General features: G+C 67.5%; 17 protein-coding genes and 2 pseudogenes. 11 read left to right on the forward strand and 8 right to left on the reverse strand.

Annotated elements, in window-relative coordinates:
- Nucleotides 1-78: 78 nt before the first annotated feature.
- Nucleotides 79-1,767, reverse strand: a complete 1,689-nt coding sequence (locus BPODLACK_RS03055; RefSeq protein WP_159404681.1) for an MDR family MFS transporter — start codon at nucleotides 1,765-1,767, stop codon at nucleotides 79-81.
- Between the two features lie 267 nt (nucleotides 1,768-2,034).
- Nucleotides 2,035-2,553: a MarR family winged helix-turn-helix transcriptional regulator gene (locus BPODLACK_RS03060; protein WP_006436541.1), complete on the reverse strand. Its 519-nt coding sequence runs from the start codon at nucleotides 2,551-2,553 to the stop codon at nucleotides 2,035-2,037.
- Nucleotides 2,554-2,739: 186 nt separating this feature from the next.
- On the opposite strand from BPODLACK_RS03060, the gene BPODLACK_RS03065 reads away from it, so the two are divergent.
- On the forward strand, nucleotides 2,740-3,153 hold the full coding sequence (locus tag BPODLACK_RS03065) for a DUF5313 domain-containing protein (protein WP_006436542.1): 414 nt from the start codon (nucleotides 2,740-2,742) through the stop codon (nucleotides 3,151-3,153).
- Between the two features lie 42 nt (nucleotides 3,154-3,195).
- On the opposite strand, the gene BPODLACK_RS03070 is transcribed toward BPODLACK_RS03065, so the two are convergent.
- A complete protein-coding gene (locus BPODLACK_RS03070) occupies nucleotides 3,196-4,032 on the reverse strand; it encodes an SDR family oxidoreductase (RefSeq protein WP_159404682.1) in 837 nt (278 codons plus the stop codon).
- Nucleotides 4,033-4,476: 444 nt separating this feature from the next.
- On the opposite strand from BPODLACK_RS03070, the gene BPODLACK_RS23415 reads away from it, so the two are divergent.
- Both BPODLACK_RS23415 and BPODLACK_RS03080 read left to right on the forward strand, forming a co-directional pair.
- Nucleotides 4,477-4,563: a twin-arginine translocation signal domain-containing protein gene (locus BPODLACK_RS23415; protein WP_232513154.1), complete on the forward strand. Its 87-nt coding sequence runs from the start codon at nucleotides 4,477-4,479 to the stop codon at nucleotides 4,561-4,563.
- Between the two features lie 10 nt (nucleotides 4,564-4,573).
- The gene (locus BPODLACK_RS03080) at nucleotides 4,574-6,028 is read left to right on the forward strand and encodes a GMC oxidoreductase (protein WP_159404683.1); all 1,455 of its coding nucleotides are present in this window, start codon (nucleotides 4,574-4,576) and stop codon (nucleotides 6,026-6,028) included.
- A gap of 68 nt (nucleotides 6,029-6,096) precedes the next feature.
- On the opposite strand, the gene BPODLACK_RS03085 is transcribed toward BPODLACK_RS03080, so the two are convergent.
- Nucleotides 6,097-6,741, reverse strand: coding sequence for a TetR/AcrR family transcriptional regulator (locus BPODLACK_RS03085; RefSeq protein WP_159404684.1), 645 nt, complete (start codon nucleotides 6,739-6,741; stop codon nucleotides 6,097-6,099).
- Between the two features lie 183 nt (nucleotides 6,742-6,924).
- Between BPODLACK_RS03085 and BPODLACK_RS03090 the strand changes: the two are divergent.
- A pseudogene (locus tag BPODLACK_RS03090) lies at nucleotides 6,925-8,956 on the forward strand (OPT family oligopeptide transporter).
- A 100-nt stretch (nucleotides 8,957-9,056) separates the two neighbouring features.
- Nucleotides 9,057-9,674, forward strand: a complete 618-nt coding sequence (locus BPODLACK_RS03095) for a maleylpyruvate isomerase family mycothiol-dependent enzyme (protein WP_159404685.1) — start codon at nucleotides 9,057-9,059, stop codon at nucleotides 9,672-9,674.
- 7 nt (nucleotides 9,675-9,681) lie between these two features.
- On the opposite strand, the gene BPODLACK_RS03100 is transcribed toward BPODLACK_RS03095, so the two are convergent.
- Nucleotides 9,682-10,251: a type 1 glutamine amidotransferase domain-containing protein gene (locus tag BPODLACK_RS03100; RefSeq protein WP_006436548.1), complete on the reverse strand. Its 570-nt coding sequence runs from the start codon at nucleotides 10,249-10,251 to the stop codon at nucleotides 9,682-9,684.
- A gap of 239 nt (nucleotides 10,252-10,490) precedes the next feature.
- Between BPODLACK_RS03100 and BPODLACK_RS03105 the strand changes: the two genes are divergently transcribed.
- A complete protein-coding gene (locus BPODLACK_RS03105) occupies nucleotides 10,491-11,558 on the forward strand; it encodes an alpha/beta hydrolase (RefSeq protein ID WP_006436549.1) in 1,068 nt (355 codons plus the stop codon).
- A 64-nt stretch (nucleotides 11,559-11,622) separates the two neighbouring features.
- Here the strand turns inward: BPODLACK_RS03105 and BPODLACK_RS03110 are convergent, their stop codons facing one another.
- Complete coding sequence (locus BPODLACK_RS03110; RefSeq protein ID WP_159404686.1) at nucleotides 11,623-12,759, reverse strand: hypothetical protein; 1,137 nt, start codon at nucleotides 12,757-12,759, stop codon at nucleotides 11,623-11,625.
- 4 nt (nucleotides 12,760-12,763) lie between these two features.
- A pseudogene (locus BPODLACK_RS03115) lies at nucleotides 12,764-13,908 on the reverse strand (phosphotransferase family protein).
- Nucleotides 13,909-14,015: 107 nt separating this feature from the next.
- Here BPODLACK_RS03115 and BPODLACK_RS03120 point away from each other — a divergent pair.
- The 3 genes from BPODLACK_RS03120 to BPODLACK_RS03130 are packed head-to-tail and all read left to right on the forward strand — an operon-like array spanning nucleotide 14,016 to nucleotide 15,941.
- Nucleotides 14,016-14,648 carry a TetR/AcrR family transcriptional regulator gene (locus BPODLACK_RS03120; protein ID WP_006436553.1) on the forward strand — a complete coding sequence of 211 codons (633 nt, stop codon included), beginning with the start codon at nucleotides 14,016-14,018 and terminating at the stop codon, nucleotides 14,646-14,648.
- A gap of 58 nt (nucleotides 14,649-14,706) precedes the next feature.
- Nucleotides 14,707-15,147 (forward strand): CoA-binding protein, encoded by a 441-nt coding sequence (locus BPODLACK_RS03125; RefSeq protein WP_006436554.1) that lies wholly within the window; start codon nucleotides 14,707-14,709, stop codon nucleotides 15,145-15,147.
- Between the two features lie 17 nt (nucleotides 15,148-15,164).
- The gene (locus BPODLACK_RS03130; protein ID WP_006436555.1) at nucleotides 15,165-15,941 is read left to right on the forward strand and encodes a hypothetical protein; all 777 of its coding nucleotides are present in this window, start codon (nucleotides 15,165-15,167) and stop codon (nucleotides 15,939-15,941) included.
- Nucleotides 15,942-15,951: 10 nt separating this feature from the next.
- Here the strand turns inward: BPODLACK_RS03130 and BPODLACK_RS03135 are convergent, their stop codons facing one another.
- Entirely contained in the window at nucleotides 15,952-16,836 is an 885-nt protein-coding gene (locus BPODLACK_RS03135; protein ID WP_159404687.1) for a LysR family transcriptional regulator, read from the reverse strand.
- Between the two features lie 101 nt (nucleotides 16,837-16,937).
- Between BPODLACK_RS03135 and BPODLACK_RS03140 the strand changes: the two genes are divergently transcribed.
- On the forward strand, nucleotides 16,938-17,318 hold the full coding sequence (locus BPODLACK_RS03140) for a YybH family protein (protein WP_024499168.1): 381 nt from the start codon (nucleotides 16,938-16,940) through the stop codon (nucleotides 17,316-17,318).
- A gap of 110 nt (nucleotides 17,319-17,428) precedes the next feature.
- A complete protein-coding gene (locus BPODLACK_RS03145) occupies nucleotides 17,429-18,823 on the forward strand; it encodes a phosphotransferase family protein (RefSeq protein WP_159404688.1) in 1,395 nt (464 codons plus the stop codon).
- The last annotated feature ends 40 nt before the right edge of the window (nucleotides 18,824-18,863 follow it).

Raw genomic sequence — 18,863 nt, forward strand, 5'->3', positions numbered from 1 at the left:
GCCGCCGTGGTGGCGGCCGCGATCGGCTTCCCTCAGTTGTCCCGCGTCACGGTCGGCGCGCTGCGGCGCGGGCGGAGGTCATGATTTTCGGTCGACCGGTTCCACAGCCGGGTCGATGACCTCCCGGCGGTCGAGGTCGGCGTCCATGCCGTCGAGGTTCTCGCCCGCGAGGACCTGCGTGAGTTCGGCATCGGCCGAGTCGGCGGCCGTTTGGGCGGCGCGTCGCTGATCCTCACCGCTGAGCCTGTTGAGGGCGACCTCCTTGATGAAGAGGACCGCGATCGTGCCGATGACGGCCATCGCCATCGAGACCAGGAAGATCCGGGCCGTTCCGTCGCCGTAGGCACCGCGGACGATCGCCGCGATCGGCGCGGGTAGTTCGTTGAGGTTGGACAGGCCTGCGCCTCCGCCGGAGCCCGTCTGGGTGATGCCGATGGCGCGCAGTCCCTGGCCGATGAGGTCGGTGACGTGGCTGGACAGCACCGCGCCGAGCACCGAGACGCCGGCCGCACCACCGAGTGAGCGGAAGAACGTCACGGTCGACGTGGCCGCACCGAGGTTGCGCGGCTCCACGGTGTTCTGCACCGCGAGGACCAGGTTCTGCATGGTCATGCCCATGCCAAGGCCCAGGGCGAACAGGAAGCCGCTGAGGACCGCCATGTTGGTGTGGGCGTCGATCGTCGACAGGAGCCCGAAGCCGATGGCCATGATCACCGAGCCGGCGAGCAGGTAGTTCTTCCAGCGGCCGTACTTGGTGATGAGGCGCCCGGACAGCGTCGCCGAGACCACCGCACCGAACACCATCGGCAGCGTGAGCAGGCCGGCCGCGGTGGGCGAGTAGCCGCGAGCGATCTGGAAGTACTGGCCGAGGAACACCGCGCCGCCGAAGAGGGCCACGCCGACGGCGATGCTGGCGATCGTCGCGAGGGTGGTCGTGCGCTCCTTGAACAGGTGCAGCGGGATGATCGGATCCTTGGCCCTGGACTCCACCCACACCGCGGCGGCGAGCAGGACGAGGCCGAGGGCGACGAGGCCGAACGACGTGGCCGAGGCCCAGTCGAAGTTCTTGCCTGCCAAGGTGACCCAGATCAGGATCGTGCTGACGCCGGCCGAGATGAGCAGTGCGCCCGCGTAGTCGATGTGGACCTCGCGGCGGATGACCGGCAGGTTCAGGGTGCGATGGACGACGACCATGGCGATGACGGCGAGCGGGACGCAGACGTAGAACGTCCAGCGCCAGCCGAGCCAGCTCGTGTCGACGATGACGCCACCCATCAGCGGTCCGGCGACGGTCGCGATGGACATGACGCCGGCGATGGCGCCCTGGTAGCGGCCGCGCTCACGCGGGCTGAACATCGACGCGATGACGATCATCACGAGCGACTGCATGCCGCCGAGGCCGAGACCCTGGACCACACGGAAGCCGATCAGCATCGAGACCGAGGTCGAGAGACCGGAGAGCACCGAGCCGAGGGTGAAGACGCCGAGCGACAGCTGGACGAGGAGCTTCTTGCTGAAGACGTCGGACAGCTTGCCCCAGATCGGGGTGGCCGCCGTCGAGGCGAGGAGCGTCGCCGTCACGACCCAGGTGTACTGATCCTGCGTGCCGTGAAGGTCGGTGATGATCGTGGGCAGTGCGTTGGACACGATCGTGGCCGAGGTCAGGGCCACGAACATACCGAGCAGCAGACCGACGAGTGCGTTGATGCGCTGCTTGTGGGTCATCGGTGTGTCGACGGGTTCCACGCGTGGCGGGGACGTTGTCATACGGGGCTACCTCCGAAGTCGTGCGTGCACCGTGTGGACGGAGCCGAATGGCGGCGACCACAGAACATCGACGGAAGGACCTCGTCGACCTCGTGGACACAGGTGCCGGAAAAGGGCTGATGGAAACGGGGACCGGACGTGGGCCGCCGCCGTTTAGTTGAATGCTGCAACCATAGGGCGTGAAAGGTGTAACGCGCAACTAACCGGGTTATTCCCGGCGGCCGGAAACCGGTGGGGAACCGTACTGCCTGCCCTGGTCGGGGCCCGTCAGGACTCCCGGTCCACGACCGGGTCGTTGGTCGCCTCGCCGAGTCGGTGGAGCAGGCTCGTGAGGGTCCGGATGTCGTCCGGGTTCCACTGGGCCAGGCGGGCCCGCCAATCGGAGACCGCCGAGGCGAGGACGGCGTCGACGCGCTCGCGCCCGTGATCGGTGAGCGTGATCACGCGTGCCCGCGCGTCACGGGGGTCGGGGTGTCGCTCGGCGAGCCCGAGTCGGACCACCGCGTCGATCTGCCGCGTGACCGTCGACTTCTCCATGCCCACGGCGCTCACCAGGTCGGACATCGGCATCGAGTGGTGGCGGGTGAGCACGGACATGAGCGGATAGCAGGACGGGTCGAGCCGGGGATCGATCTCGCGGGCCCGCAGTCGTGTGCGGATACGGCTACGTCGCCAGAAGTCGTTGAGTTCGGCTTCGAGGCCGCCGATGGCCTCGGAATCGATGGAGGAGGCGTCGATGGAGGAGGCGTCGGTGGAGGAGGCGTCGGTGGTCGGGTCCGAGCCCATGATCGCGGAGTCCTTTCGCCGGTTCGCCGTGCCGAGACGCGGTCAGATTACCGACCGCGCTGTGTTCGAGCACACGCAGCGTGGTGGATATGCCCGATTCGGCGACGAGTTCGCTCGTGTCGATCCGGATGCGGCCACCCGAGGTCAGTGTGGCGTGCGACAACTTGCTTGGGAAGCGGCAACCACATGGTGCACGATCGAGAGGTGAGCACCACGCAACGCACGACCCCGAACGCCTGGGAGTACGTCAAGTACTGCTACTGGGCACCCCTGCCGAAGTCGATGACCGACTGGGTCGAGAACGACCTCGCAGGACCCAGGGCCTCGCTTCGGATGGTCGTGCGCTGGGCGATCCCGTGCATCATCATCCTGATCCCGATGCTCTTCGTCCCGGCGGACTGGGGCGTCCGGTTCACCATGACCGCGCCGATCCTCATCGCCTACCTCTTCTTCTCGATCGCACTGAACCGCGTGTACCGCCGGCACCGACTGGCCCAGCATGGACTCAACCCGGACCTGGTCAACCGCCTGGAGCGGGAGAAGAACTCCGACCTCTACGACGAGTACCACCGCAAGTACCGCGGCGAGCGTCGCGGCTGATCTCGATATGGCCGCGCACCCAGGTCGGTACAGGTAGTCCTCTCAGTACAGGTAGTCCTCGCCGCTCGCGCGCACGGTCACGTCCGAGAGGCTGATGCCCCAGGGCTGGTCGATGACGTGGACTACGGCGTCGGCCAGATCCTCGGGAGTGATGAGCCAGTACTTGATCGAGTCCGCGTCGGTCAGCTCGTCCGGTAACTCGCCCTGCAGCATCTGGGTGACGTGCTCCTTGTACGACGACACCCGCTGGCCGACGATGCCGCGGATCGCGCGATCGTTGACGATCCAGCTGGCCAGGTTGGTGCCGGCGACACCGGTGGGCTTGACCGTCGTGACCTTGATCTTGCCCTTCGCCTCGATGCGCAGGGAATCCGACAGCATGGTGACCGCGGCCTTCGTCGCGCTGTAGACGCCGGAGCCCTCGAATCCGCCGTTGCCGTAGATGGACGCGATGTTGACGACCTGCCCGCGGCCCTGCGCGATCATCTGGTCGTAGACCGCGGAGATGCCGTTCACGACGCCCTTGATGTTGATGTCGATGGCCTTGTGCCACTTCTCCCACGCACGTTCGTGGTCGGCGAAGAACGCCAGCGGCATGACCCCGGCGTTGTTGACGATGACGTCGATCGTCCCGAACTCCTCGACGGCCAGTGCTGCGGCCGCCCGCATCTGCGCCATGTCGGTCACGTCGGCGACCTGGGCGAGTGCCGAACCGCCCGCGGCGACGATGCCGCCGACGACAGTGTTCAGACCATCGGCGTCGATGTCGACGCCGACGACACGAGCGCCGCGAGCAGCGCATTTCTCGGCGATGACCCTGCCGAATCCACCACCGGCACCGGTGATGACGATGGTCTTGTCCTGCAAGTGATCTGACATGTACTTCCCCCGGCCGCGATGTGGTCGGGTCATCCTAACAGCGGGTGACGAACCGGCAGCGACTCGCGGCCCCGCCACGGTGCGCACCCCTCTGCACACCGTGGCCGAGGCAACGCAACACTCGAGAGGCCGGATCGGCGGCCTGCTCGGAAGACCGGTCCCGGTCGGTGTCCGCTGGTGGGGTCCGTGGTGCGGACCCGCTTGCGCTCGATTCAGTCACATGACTCAGCATCTGTCAAGCGTGCCACGCCGCGATGTCGGAATCAGGGCCGAAATCCGTTGTTGCCCTTGACACAGCGGTGGTCGATGCCAAAGTCTTCTTCGGACGGCTGCATCCCTCGCGGCCGTACGTCGTTCTCCCGCTCGCGGTCGTTCCCTTCGCAGGCCGCGAGCTACCCAGCACGTCTGCGCGGGACGTTCTCGTGCACTGATGACAGGAGACCCATGTCCGGGGCGTACCCAACGAGACGTACCTTCCTCAAGGCCGCGGCGGTCACCGCGGCCGGCGCGCCGGATTCGGCACACCCGTGAGGAGCATCGGGTGGTGGTCGTCGGCTCCGGTTTCGGTGGAGGGGGCTCGGCGCTCCGACTCGCGCAGGCCGGTGTGCCCGTGCTGCTGCTCGAACGGGGCCGTCGGTGGCCGACCGGGCCCAACTCGGAGACCTTTCCGCGTGCGTCGAACCCCGACAAGCGCATGCTGTGGCACGAGTCCACCCCGAACCTGTTCGGCAAGCCGCTCAGCGTCGAACCCTATGTGGGACTGTTCGAATCGGTTGCCGGTGCGAACATGACGGCACTGTGCCCGGCCGGGCTCGGGGGTGGGTCGCTGGTCTATCAGGGGATGACGTTGCAGCCGAGCGAGGCGGTGTTCGACGAACACTTCCCCAATGCGCTCGACTGGCGGTTGATGGACCGCGTGCACTACCCGCGGGTCGCACGGATGCTCAAGGTCGCGGTGGCACCGGACTCGGTCGTGCGGTCGCCGCAGTACCTGGCGCCGCGACAGTTCGCCAAACGTGTTCGCGCCGTGGGACTCCCACTACAGAAGATCCCGATGCCCATCGACTGGGGATATGCCGAGGCGGAGCTCCGCGGCGAGATGAGACCGGCCTACACCAACGGTGACGGGTCCATCGGCGTGAACAACGGTGGCAAGCACAGCGTCGACGTCACCTACATCCGGCAGGCCGAGGGCACCGGACTCGTGACCGTGCGGACCCTGCACACCGTCCGACAGGTCACCCGGCGCCCCGACGGCAAGTGGTCCCTCGACGTCGAACGGACCGATGAAACCGGAAAAGTACTGGAACACAAGGAAATCGTCACCAAGACGCTCATCATGGCCGCCGGCAGCGTCAACACCACCAAACTCCTCGTCCGCGCCCGTGAGGCCGGCACGATCACCGACCTGCCCGACGGACTCGGACACGGGTGGGGCACCAACGCGGATCGCATCTACACCTGGACCAGCCCGCGCATCGATTTCGGTGCGGTACAGGGCGGTCCGGTGGTGTACGGCAGTCCCAACTGGAACAACCCCAAGAGTGCGTTCACCATCATCCAGGCGTCGCTGCCCCCGATCCCGGTCTACGCCGGCACCACGATGATGGTGGGTTTCGGCGTCAGCTCGGGGCGCGGCGTCATCGACTACGACTCCGCGGCGGGGGACGCGATCATCAAGTGGCCGCACGAGGGTGACTCGGAGATCCAGACCAAACACATCGACGGTGCCGTGCGCAAGATCGCCGGACCCGACGCGATTCTCACCGACACCAACGCGTTCTTCCCGTCGACCTGGCACGCGCTCGGCGGTGCCAACATGGGGACGGTCTGCGACCTCGAGGGGCGCGTCAAGGGGCAGCGTGGACTCTACGTTCTCGACGGCGCCCTCATGCCGGGTAACACCGCAGCATGCAATCCGTCCATGACGATCGCCGCGGTCGCCGAACGGGCACTCGCCCACATCGTGGCCAAGGACGTGGGCACCCTCATCTGATCCGGGAGCGAAGTGTGGCTCGCTTCGTTCGCACTTCAGGAGCGAGGGACGGCTCGCTTCGCTCGCCCTCAGGGAGCGAGGGGGGTGATCGGGGCGAGCCACATGCCGGTCAGCGCGTCGACGACGATCTCGCACTGATGCTGCCAGGACGTCACCGGGTGATCACCGCTCTCGGCAGCGCGTTCGATGTCGGCCAGCGTGTTCACGATGATGTGACGCGTCATGTTGTTGCGGATCTCGAGGACGTCGCCGGGGAATTCCGGCAGCGCGCCGTAGAAACCCTCGAGAATCGCCAGCAGTGGTTTCGACTCGCCCATCTGCTCGTACAGCAGGATGGTGGTGGCCGGATCGCTCGAGACATTTGCGAAGAACCGGGCGAAGTAGGTCGGTGCGCCGAGCTTGCCGAGGTACTCGATCTCCGGACAGACCAGGCACCGGATCCAGTCACGGACCTGCGGGTTCTGGCCGACCTCGTCGACGGCCTTCTGGCGCAACCGGTCGATGGGGATGCTGTGTGTGGTGAGCGTGGCCCGGATCAGGTCGTCCTTGGAACCGAAGTGGTGACCGACCGCGTAGTTGTTGCCCTGCCCGGCGGCTTTGCTGATCTGCCTGCTGGAGACCGCGGACACCCCGTGCAGGGCGATCAGCTCCTCCGCCGCGCTGATCAGCGCCTGACGGGTACGGGCAGACTGCTCCGTCTTCCCCTCGGTCATGGATAAATCATGCCCTACGCTCGCCGGCGTCCGGTGCCGGGTTTGGGACCTGTTCCCGGCGACACCAGGCCGGGTTTGCGTGGGAGCGACTGCCCGGCCATAAGGTGGATCGACTGTACTCGAGTGAATCCGGTTTGCGTCCAGCCATGGCGTGGCCGTTCACAATCTGTGTGAGGGGACCTGATGGCGACAGCGCCCACGGCCACGGCCACGGCAAGTCTGCGAGAACTGACGCTGCGAGGGGTCATCCTCGGCGGGGTCATCACCCTCGTCTTCACCGCGGCCAACGTCTATCTCGGCCTCAAGGTCGGGCTCACCTTCGCCACCGCCATCCCGGCGGCCGTCATCTCGATGAGCATCCTGCGGTACTTCGCCAATCACTCGGTGGTGGAGAACAACATCGTCCAGACGATCGCGTCCGCGGCCGGCACGTTGTCGGCCATCATCTTCGTGATCCCCGGCCTGGTGATGATCGGCTGGTGGACGGGGTTCCCGTACTGGATCACAGTCGCCGTGTGCGCGATCGGCGGCATCCTCGGCGTGATGTACTCGATCCCGCTGCGCCGCGCGCTGGTCACGGGGTCGGACCTGCCATACCCGGAAGGGTTGCGGCAGCCGAGGTCCTGAAGGTCGGCGACTCGGCCGGCGGTGCCACGGAGAACAAGGCCGGTCTGCGCACGATCGTGATCGGCTCGATCGCGTCGGCGGGTTTCGCTCTCCTGGCCAAGCTGAAGGTCCTGAGCGACTCGATCTCCGCGACGATCAAGGTCGGTGCGGGAGGAACACTATTCAGCGCCGGCCTGTCGATGTCGCTGATCGGCATCGGGCACCTCGTCGGCGTCACCGTCGGCGTCGCGATGCTCGTCGGCCTGCTGATCTCCTATGGCGTGCTGCTGCCCATCGAAAGCCAGAACCAGGGTGAGGCCGGCGAGTCACTCAGCGATATCGTCTCCGGCGTCTTCGCGAACGACGTCCGCCTCATCGGCGCGGGCGCCATCGCGATCGCTGCGATCTGGACCCTCATCAAGGTGATGGGGCCCACGCGCGGGGGATCAAGGGGTCACTCGCGTCGTCGCGTTCACGTCGCGAGGGCGTGACCGTGGACATCACCGAACGCGACATCCCGTTCAACATCGTCGGCGGCAGCATCCTCGTGCTGCTGATCCCCATCGGCCTGCTCCTGTGGGACTTCGTGCACGACACCGCCCTCGAGGGCAGCGCCGCCGGGATCATCGCGGTGAGCATCGTCTTCGTCTTCGTCATCGGTCTGGCGGTGGCGGCGGTCTGCGGCTACATGGCCGGTCTCATCGGCTCGTCGAACTCCCCGATCTCCGGCGTCGGCATCCTCGTGGTCCTCATCGCCGCGATCCTCATCAAGGCGACGTTCGGGACCGCCGACTCCTCCCAGACAGACGCGCTGATCGCCTACACGCTGTTCACCGCCGCGGTCGTCTTCGGCGTCGCGACGATCTCCAATGACAACCTGCAGGACCTCAAGACTGGTCAACTGGTCGGTGCGACACCGTGGAAACAGCAGGTGGCGCTGGTGATCGGCGTGCTCTTCGGGTCCGCGATCATCCCCCCGATCCTCGGACTGATGTACGACGTCTTCGGCTTCGTGGGTGCTCCGGGAGCGGGAGAGGACGCACTGGCGGCACCGCAGGCCGGCCTGTTGTCGACGCTCGCGAAGGGCGTGCTGGGGGCCGACCTCGACTGGGGTCTGATCGGCATCGGTGCCCTCATCGGCGCGGTCGTCATCCTCATCGACGAGTTGCTCGGTCGCGCGGGGAGGTTCCGGCTCCCGCCGCTGGCGGTCGGCATGGGCATGTACCTGCCGATGTCGGTCACCCTCATCATCCCGGTGGGTGCCTTCCTCGGTCACTTCTACAACCGCTGGGCCGAACGAAGCGGCGGCGCAGTCGAACACAAGAAGCGGATGGGTGTTCTGCTCGCGACCGGCCTGATCGTCGGTGAGGCCCTGTTCGGTGTGGTCTTCGCGGGCATCGTCGCCGCCACCGGCGACGACTCGGTCCTCGCCATCGTCGGCGACGGCTTCGACACCTGGGCTCAGATCCTCGGCGTGATCGTGTTCGCCGGCGTGGTCGCCTTGCTCTACGACCGCATCGCCAAGCTCGCCACCGCCAGCGGCGTCGTACCGAGCAAGGCCGACACGGCCGGCGTCGACGACACCGTCAGGTCCGACCCCCACAGCTGAGGACCTGACGGTCGGCCTCGGCGGTGGCGACGACCGCGGCGAGACAGCCGAATATCGTGTGCTGTGCAGTCGGTTTCCGCCGGAGAACCAGGGAGACACCATGGCAGACGAGCAGCGTCTGAGCAGGGCCATCGAGGACTACATCGCGGGGGCCGAACACTTCCTCCTGCTGGTCTCCGCGGTGAGCCCTGAGCAGTGGGACCGGCCCGGCCTCGGGGAATGGTCGGTTCGTTCGCTGATCGGACACACGAGTCGCTCGCTGACGACGGTCGCCGACTATCTCGCCCAACCCGAGCCGGACACCGTCGAGATCGATTCGGTGGCAGGGTATTACGCCCGCATCCAGGGACTGGCCTCCTCGCCCGAGGTGACGTCCCGCGGCGTGGCCGCCGGAGTCGATCTCGGCGACGACCCGCTGCGGGCCGCGGTCGAACGCCGGGACCGTGCGGTCGCGGCGATCACCGGCGTCGCCGACCGACCGGTCGCCACCCCATGGGGTGGAATCCTGCTGTCCCACTACCTGCCGACGAGAACCTTCGAGCTGGCCGTCCACGGTCTCGACATCGCACGCGCGATCGGATCGGCGCCGACGCTGCCGCAGTCGGTGCTGGCCTCGGCACTGGCGACGGCCGTCGGGTCGGCCGAGCTGACCGGGCAGGGCGAGCAGGCGTTGCTGATCCTCACCGGACGCGGCCAGGGCCCCATCTCGGTCGTGTGACCGTCGGTCAGCTCGGCACCCGGCTGTGGGCGAACTCGGCGACGATCGCCGCGTTGAACGCCGGCAGGTCGGCGGGCTTACGGCTGGTGATCAGCACGTTGTCGCCGCTTCGGCAGGTGACGACCTCTTCGTCGACCCAGTTGCCGCCGGCGTTGACGACGTCGGTCCGGATACTGGGGAACGATGTCAGCGTTCGTCCGCGCACGACGTCGGCCTCGATGAGCGTCCACGGCGCGTGACAGATCGCGGCGACGGGTTTGCCCGCCTCGAAGAAGCCGCGCACGAAGCGCACGGCCGGTGCCGAGGCACGCAGGAAGTCGGGATTGGCGACGCCGCCCGGTAGGACCAGGGCGTCGAAATCGGCGATGCGGGTGTCTTCGAGGGTCACGTCGACGGGGAAGGTGTCCGCCTTGTCGAGGTGGTCGAAGGCCTGGATGGTGCCGGAGTCGGTGGACACCAGTACCGGCTTCCCGCCGCAGGCCTCGATCGACTTCCACGGTTCGGTGAGTTCGACCTGTTCGGCGCCCTCGGTGGCCACCAGGAATGCGACGGTGACGTTGTTGAGTTCTTCGGCCATGATGTCTCCTCCTCGTACGCGCGGACGGTCGGGGGATGGGACCGCCCTGCGGGCTGATCGATTCGACCGCGTCTTGATCGCCTGGCATCGGCCGTAGCCGCGATGCCTCGATCCGGACATACCCACCTGCGCTCGGCCCCAACCACGACCCGAGCCGGCGCACCGTGTTGAATGACCAGCGATCACGCGCCCGCGGGTGCGTGAGGAGTCTGCGAACGAGTTGCACGGGGAGGACTGTCATGGGTGGTCTCGACGGCGTCGCCACACTGCTTCACCTGGCACGCGGTGGGGAGATCGGTGAGTCCGGAAAGTCGCCGCACACCGTCGTCGTCGACGCACCACATCGTCAGCTGCGGCGCTACGGCACCGTCGAGCAGCTGACGTCGTCCCGCGAGTCGGCGCAGCGGCCGGTATTGCTCGTCCCGCCGCTCGCGGTCTCGACAGACTGCTACGACCTCACTCCGGGATTGAGCCTGGTGGAGTTCCTGCTGTCGACCGGCCGGGTGCCGTATGTGCTCGATTTCGGGGAGATGACCCGCGAGGACCGGCACCTGGGGTTCGCCGACTTTTTCGCCGACATCGTTCCCGGCGCGATCGCCGCAACCCTTGCGGACTTCGACGCCGGCCCGTCGACCGGCGAGGGGATCGACCTGCTCAGCTGGAGCCTGGGCGGCACCATCTCGTTCCTCACCGTCGCCGCGGATCCGGGTCTGCCGGTGCGGTCGATCACCGCGGTCGGAACCCCACTCGATTATGACCGCGTCCCGCCGTACCCCCTGGTGAAGGCGCTGATGCGGCCCATCGGTACCAAGCCGGTGTCACTTGCGCTGCGCGTCCTGGGAGGTATCCCCGCATTCTTCGTGCGGACCGCCTACCGGGGTACCGCCTGGCAGCGGGAACTCAAGAAGCCCGGCTACATCATCCGCAACGCCGACGACACCGAGGCGCTGACGCGGATGAAGGCCATCGACCGCTTCCAGGAGACGATGCCCGGCTACCCGGGCAAAGCGTCCGAGCAGATGTGGGAGAACTTCATCATGCGCGGTGAACTGGCCCGCGGCGTCCTGCGATTCGACGACGTGACCGTCGACCTCTCGAAGGTCGCGGTATCGGTACAGCTGTTCGGCAGCCACCGGGACGCCATCGTCAGCTGGGCGGCGGCCCACCACGGCGTCGACCTGTTCACCGGATCGCCGCGAGTGGAGTTCACGACCGTCGAGACCAGCCACCTCGGACTCATCGCGGGGTCGGCAGCCGTGGAACAGACCTGGCCGCGGATCGACGAGTTCCTCGCCGGTCTGGACTGACCCTTCGATACGCTCGCGAGCTCGCTACTCAGGGGGCGTGCGGTGCGCACAAGCCTTGCAGGGACTAAGGGGCGACGGTCAGCCAGTCGGCGAAGCCTGACGGGTCGTGTCGGCCGAGCGCACCGTGCTCGAACAGGCCCCAGCCGGTGCGGGTGGTGCCGTCGCCTTCCCGGCAGACCGCCCGTCCGACATGGTCGATCACTCCGAACGGTATTCGCCCGACGACCTCCGGGCTGGTCATGTCGTAGGTGAGTCGCTCGGTGAAATCCTCACCGCGCCACACGCCGTGGGTCCAGTCCGGGTCGCCGCCGTACCCGCCGCCGACGTGGATCGGGACGGGAAGCAGTGACTCCACCTCGAATGTCACTGCCGAACCGTCCGATGCGGTGGCGGAAATGGTTGCGCCGGTGGGTATCCGGGTCCCGGACGCATAGTGCACGGAGATCCGCGGCCATCCGAGCTGTTCGACGCGGCCGTCCTTCCACACGCGGGAACAGTCGTTGAGGGTGCGGAATCCGCTCGGGTCCTCCTGGACGATGAGGACGAGCTGGAAGTCGTCGAAGGCCATCGGCACGTAGAGCCACCACATGCCCTCGAACGGCGGATCGGCCGGTCTCCCTGCGGGTTCCGGCTCGCCCACCGGCCGGATGCCCCAGGATCGGTCCCGGGTTCCGATCCAGGCGGTCGGGTCGACCGCGATCTGTTCGCCGTCGATCGTGATGGACCCTCGCCAGGTACCGACCTGCGCGAAGCGTTGCGCATCGAGCGTGACCTTGGTGCCCTGACGCATGACATGAGGTTGTTCCAGGAGTGGATCGAACAGACCCTCCCAGCGCAGGTCGACGGCGACGCCCTCGGTCTCCTCGAGCGTGAGATGCAGTGTGCGCAGCGGTTCGTCGACGGCGAGCCGATAACCGCCCACGTGCTGGTCCAGACGCGCGTCGTCGATGGCGTCGGACAGGTGGACCGCGGTCTGGGTGTCCGGGCCGTCGGCCGCCCGGCGCCGGATCAGGACGAAGGCGTCCTTGACCCCGAGATTGGGGTAATAGCCGATGCCGGTGATGAGGAAGATGTCGCCGCTGCGGTCGTGGGCGTTGAGGTAGGCACGATCGTAGAAGTTGCGGTCGGAGTTCGCGGGCCAGGCGATCGGTTGCGGCAGTTGATGAATCGGGAACTCGTCGAGCGGTCCGAGACCGGACATGTGGTCAGCCTTCCTCGAGGAGACGTTCGAGCAACGGACGGTGGTAGAAGAGCGTGCCGTCGATGTCATCGGGACGTTCGAGCTCGCCGAAGTGCACGCGTCGCGCGCCTGTCCGCATGAAGACGCAGCACCATTGCACCGCGGCGTAGACGTAGAACCAGCGCAGGTCGCCCAGTTCGGCCCCGGTCCGCTCCCGGTCCGCTCCCGGTACGTCGCGCGGACGTCCTCCTCGCGGAGGAGGTCGGGAAGGCCGGGCAGGCCGGCCATCGTCGCGAGCTCCTGGAAGACGCCGTGCGCGAAGATCACCCAGGCGACATCGAGTTCACGCGGCCCGATCCGTGCCATCTCCCAGTCGAGGACGGCGGTCGGCGTGAAGTCGACGAACATCATGTTGCCCAACCGGGAATCGCCCCACGACAGCACGGGGTCGGCGGACGCGGCCTCGTCGGGGAAGTTCGCGGTGAGCCAGGTCAGTGCGCGCTCGACGAGAGGCGAGCGGCCGATTCCCTCGGCGGACAGGTCGTACCAGTCCTGCAGCCACGCGAGCAACCGCGACAGGATGGAGTCCCCGGCGGGCAGGTCGTCGAGGAGGAACCCGAAGTTCTCCGTCGCGTCGGGGATGGAGTGCAGGTCGGCGATGACGTGGATCGCGGAGTCCTGCGCACGACGCCGGTCGGTGGCGTCGGCATCGGCAAACCAGTTGTCGCCGAATGTGTACGGCATGACGTCGGGCGGCACGTCGCCCTCCATGCGGTCCATGAGGAAGAACGGCGCACCGAGCAGCGATCCGGTCGGTTCGAGGTGGTGAACCCGCGGGACCGGCACGTCGGTCAGTTCGGCGACACGGCGCATGGTCTCGAACTGGTGGTCCATCCGGTACGTGCGGAACACCGGGATGTCGGCGGCGGAAGGCGCCATCCGCATCACCCAGTGCAGGGTTTCGGTCCCCGGCCAGGTCGCAGTGACCGAGATGGTCTCCGACGACATGCCGTTGGTGTCGCCACCCGCGCTCACCGTCACCTCGGGGGCCGAGTCCGGTGTGTCGGGTTGTTCGGCGAGCCAGGACGCGAGGATGTCCGGGACCGAGGTGGTGTCCCTGCTGGAGCGTTGTAGATGGTCGATGTGTTCGACCGCCGGTTCGGTGGCCACGGGCGCACCCCCAATATTCGCTACGGTGAGTAGCGTAATGACAGCAGACGGGTCGCGGAGCGCGCAGGGACTTCGGCAAAATCGCGACTGCTACGAGAGTTGGTCTCATGGACGCTGGACCCGACGGCGCTGATCTCGCCGGCACCGGTCTCGACGGCACCGGACTGATCGAGACCGTCGCCGGGCGTCCCCGTGACGCGCGGATCGACTCCGCCGTGCTCGACGCCGCAGCCGAACTCGTCGTCGAGGTGGGGTACCGCCGCCTGACGATGGCCGCGATCGCCGACCGGGCCGCCACCACCAAGACCGCGCTGTACCGGCGATGGTCGGGTAAGGCCGAACTCGTCCACGACGTCGTGTTCGCGCAGATGACGCGTCTACCGCCGTCGAGTGGCGAGATGGAGTCCGACCTGCGGTCCATGGTCGACGCGGCCCGGGACCTGTTCGCCAGACCGGTGACTCGGGTCGCGCTGCCCGGTCTGATCGCCGACATGTCCGCCGATCCGGCCCTGGCCGCCCGCGTCCACGCCGGTTTCGCCGAGGTGTTCGGTGGGGTACGCGAACGGCTGGTGGTGGCGGTCGAGCGGGGCGAGGTGCACCCCGACGTCGACCCGGACCGTCTCATCGAGGTCGTCGGCGGATCGGCGATGCTGCACATCCTGCTGCTCCGGGACCAGGAGTTCGACGATGCCTGGGCCGAGCGGCTGGTGGCCATCGTCCTGCACGGCGTGATGCGCTGACGCCGGCGAACACCGCCGACGTGCCGAATCAGCCGACGTCGGCACATACACTCTCAGAATGGCTACCCAAGACTCCGCCGACCCCCGCACGACGGACGAGATCGTCGAGAAGATCCTGTCCACCTACGACACCATCACCGTGGTGGGTGCCAGCGCCAACACGGCCAAGGCCGCCAACGAGGTGCCCGCGCACATGAAACACCTCGGCTGGCGGATCATCCCGGTCAACCCCACCGCCGACGAGATCGTCGGTGAGAAGGTGTTCCGGTCGCTCTCGGAGATCCCCGACCAGGTCGGCCTCGTCGATGTGTTCCGTCCCGGTCCGGAGTGCGCCGACGTCGCGCGTGCCGCGGTCGAGGCAGGCGCGACGGCGCTGTGGCTGCAGCTCGGAATCCGTTCGGAGGAGGCACGGAAGATCGCCGAGGACGCGGGACTGCTCTACGTCGAGGACCGCTGCCTGATCATCGAGCAGCGGCGCACCGGCATCGTGCCGGCATGACGAGAGAGTGACCGACGGTGGAATTACTCGATGACCTGACGCATCAACGACTTCCGCTGTTCCTCCTGTTCGCCTCGTTCACGGTGACGTTCGTCGTGACGCGGGTGATCACCCGACTGATCCGGGCGGGCAAGGGGCCTTTCAAGAACAATGTGTCCGGCGGTCTGCACGTCCACCACATGGTCCCGGGACTGATTCTGCTGCTCGTGGGAGCGTTCGTCTCCGTCGGCGTCAACGGCGTCGAGCCCGGCGCGTCCATCAGTGCCGTCCTGGTCGGTATCGGCGCGTCGCTGGTGCTCGACGAGTTCGCGCTGATCCTTCGTCTCCAGGACGTGTACTGGTCACGCGAAGGCCAACTCTCGGTGCAGGTGGTCGCCCTCACCGTCGCCGCGCTGGGAATGGTCCTTCTCGGCTTCAACCCGTTCAATGCCGAGGCGGACGTCGAGTTCGGACCCGTGGCGTTCGCGTTGACCGCGCCGATCAACATCGCCGCCGCGATCTTCTGCGTGGTCAAGGGCAAGTACTCGACGGCGATCGTCGGTGTGTTCATCCCGATCTTCGCCTGGGCCGGTGCCATCCGTCTGGCACGACCGAGATCCACCTGGGCCCGGCGCCGCTACTCGCCGGCGAAGCTGGAGAAGTCGACCGCGCGGGCGCGGCACTTCGACAAGCGTTGGGGGCGTCGAGGATTGAGTATCGGCGACTGGATCGCCGGGAAGCCGACCGACGATGCGGTGGATCCCGCGCTGCCGGAGGAGTCGGCGGACGAGGCCGGGGACGCGCTGGCGAGCTGAGCTCGGAGCGTCACTCCGGGTCGGCGAGGCGGAATTCCTCGCGTACGAGGTCGACGAACCGTCGCGTCGCGGGGGCAGGGTCGGTTCTCCAGAGAACACCGAGCCGTGCGTCGACGTCGACGCCGTCGATCGGGAGTCCGGCAACGCGTTCGTCGGCAGCCGCGATGGACGCGCTCAGGATGCCCGTTCCCATGCCGCTGCACACCAATTCGACGATCGCGTCGGGGGATGACGCCTCGATGGCCGGCCGGATGGGTCCGCCATGCGCGACCGCCGCGTCGTCGAAGACGGTTCGGATGCCTGCGCCGCGCGGCAGGCAGATGAGGGACCGGCGCCGGAGGTCGTCGAGTTGCGTGGCCTCGACCTTTCCCGATGTGTTGGCCGGGACAACGGCGACGACGGGTTCGGAGATGACCGTGAGTGATTCGATGCCGCGCGGCAACTCGTCGCCGTAGCCGGCGAGCACCACGTCGAGACTGCCGTCGGCCACCGATGCGATGAGCCGGTCCGACGGCGACTCACGCAGGCTCAAGGCGACTTTCGGGTGGGCGGAACCGAACGCGCCCAGCGCGGTGAACAGCGGTGCGACGGTACAGCCCTCGACCATGCCCACCGCCAGGCTTCCGCGCAGCAGGCCGCGGACCTCCGACACCGCATCAATCACGCCCGCGGCGGCTGCCAGCGCCGTGCGCGCCGCGGGGAGTGGTGCCCGCCCGGCGTCGGTGAGGCGGACAGACCTGCCCGACCGGTCGAAGAGCGCCGATCCGAGTTCGCGTTCGAGGCTGCGGATCTGTGCGCTGATGTTGGGCTGCGTGGTGTGCACCCGCTGCGCTGCGGCGGTGAAGCTCTCCTCGTCGGCCACTGCCACGAAGTACTCGAGCTGCCGCATCTCCATAACTTTCGATGATAGCGACCATCAGGACAATCACTTGGACTTATTTTGGCTGGCAACGCACCGTGAAGAGGTCCCTGTGACTCCGCCCGAGAGGAATCGTTGTGACCGCCTACGAGACCGCCCGAACTCCCGAAGACCTCACCAGGTTGTTCGTCGAGTACTCCAACGCCGGCGACGCGGACGCGGTCGCCTCGCTCTACCACGAGGACGCCGTCATGGCGTTTCCGCCGGGGCGGGTGACCAGGGGTCGCGCGGCCATCCGCGACCTCTGGGCGTCGGTCCTCGAACACCGTCCGACCTTCGTCCCGGAGTCGCCGCTGCCGACGCTCGCCTTCGGTGACGACCTGGCCTTGACCTCGACACCGCCGCGCGACGGAGCGGGGGCCCGTGCGCAGGTCGTCACCCGTCGTCCCGACGGCTCCTGGGTCCGCATCATCGATCAGCCGGAGTTCCAGACCCCCACAACCGGAGAGCGCGCCTGACACGGGAGTTTTCTGACAGCGGATTCAGCTTCCGTGCTAGCTTCGCTGTGTCGGGGATTACACCGGTGATGGCGTCGGTCACCGGGTGAGGCGCGAAGGGACGGATCTGCGTGGGAGTGCCTGAGGCCCGGGATGTGGCCACCCGAGTCGCCGAGCGGCTCAGCGCGACACGAGGCACTCCGGTGTCGGTCGATTCCGCCCGGCGACTACCCGCAGGTGCGAGCCGCGCGACCTACGCCGCGACCCTCGTCGACAGCGAGGGCAGACCCGAAGCGATCATCATCCGCGCCGTACCGGCGGCGCAGGACGACGGCGGACTCGGGGCGGAGGCGGAGGTCCTGCGGGCCGCCGCCGACGCCGGGGTTCCGGTGCCGGCGATCCTCGATACCGGCCTCGGCGAGGACAGCGTTCTCGGGTTTCCCTACCTCACAATGAATTTCATCGGTGGCGAATCGATCCCGCGTCGGATACTCCGCGACGACACCTATGCTGCTGCGCGTGACCGGTTCGTCCAACAGTGCGGCGGGATTCTGGCGCGGGTGCATCAGATCGATGCCGCTGCGACGCCGGGTCTCGAAGAACTCGTCGATCCGGTCGATGCGTTGCGCGCACTGTTCCCGCGCGAGTTCGACGCGATGCCGGCCGGGCTCCTCCTCGCGACCCAGTGGCTCGTGGCCAATCCACCGCCGTCGTCTCCCGGTTCCGGTGTCGTCCACGGTGACTTCCGGCTCGGCAACCTCCTCGTCGACGCCGATGGCGTTGCCGCGGTGCTTGATTGGGAACTGGTCCACATCGGTGACCCGGTCGAGGACCTGGGTTGGCTGTGCGCCAAGGCCTGGCGGTTCGGTGGCTCCACCCCGGTGGCCGGGATGGGCGAGCGCGCTGCGCTGCTCGACGCCTACGCCGAGGTGGCCGGGTGGCGACCCGCCGAAGAGGCGTTGCGCTGGTGGGAGCTGTACGCCACGGTGAAGTGGGGCCTGATCTGCGCGTTCCAGGCCAACCGGCACCTCGACGGCATCGAACGGTCCGTCGAGCTCGCCGCGATCGGACGACGAAGTGCCGAACAGGAATTCGACGCCCTGCTCGATCTCGGAATCGTGTCGCCCGAGGTGGTGCCGGACCCGTTGAGCGTCGAAACCTCCGGCCCCGACGAGGAGCCGCACGGCTCGCCGTCGTCGCTCGAGTTGCTCGAAGCGCTCGGTGGATTCCTCCGCTCCGATTCGGTGACCTCCGAGATGTCACCGCAGGTCAAGTTCCACACGCGGGTCGCCGGCAACGTCGTGGACGTCGTCCGACGCCAGGTCCTGCTCGGGCCCACCCACGCCGCGGAGAGCGCGCAACGACTGGCCGCCCTGGGCGTCACCGATCAGCGAGCACTGTGCGACGCCCTGCGATCCGGCGAACTCGACGGCACCGACGAGAAGGTGCGTGCCGCGATCGCGGCCGACGTGCGGGCGCGGTTGGTGGTCGCCAATCCGAAGTACTTCGCGGTCCCGCACCCGTGACATGACCACACGACAGCCGATCACCAACGAGAAGGATTCA

Source organism: Gordonia sp. YY1, from assembly GCF_009872315.1.
Lineage (GTDB): Bacteria > Actinomycetota > Actinomycetes > Mycobacteriales > Mycobacteriaceae > Gordonia > Gordonia amicalis.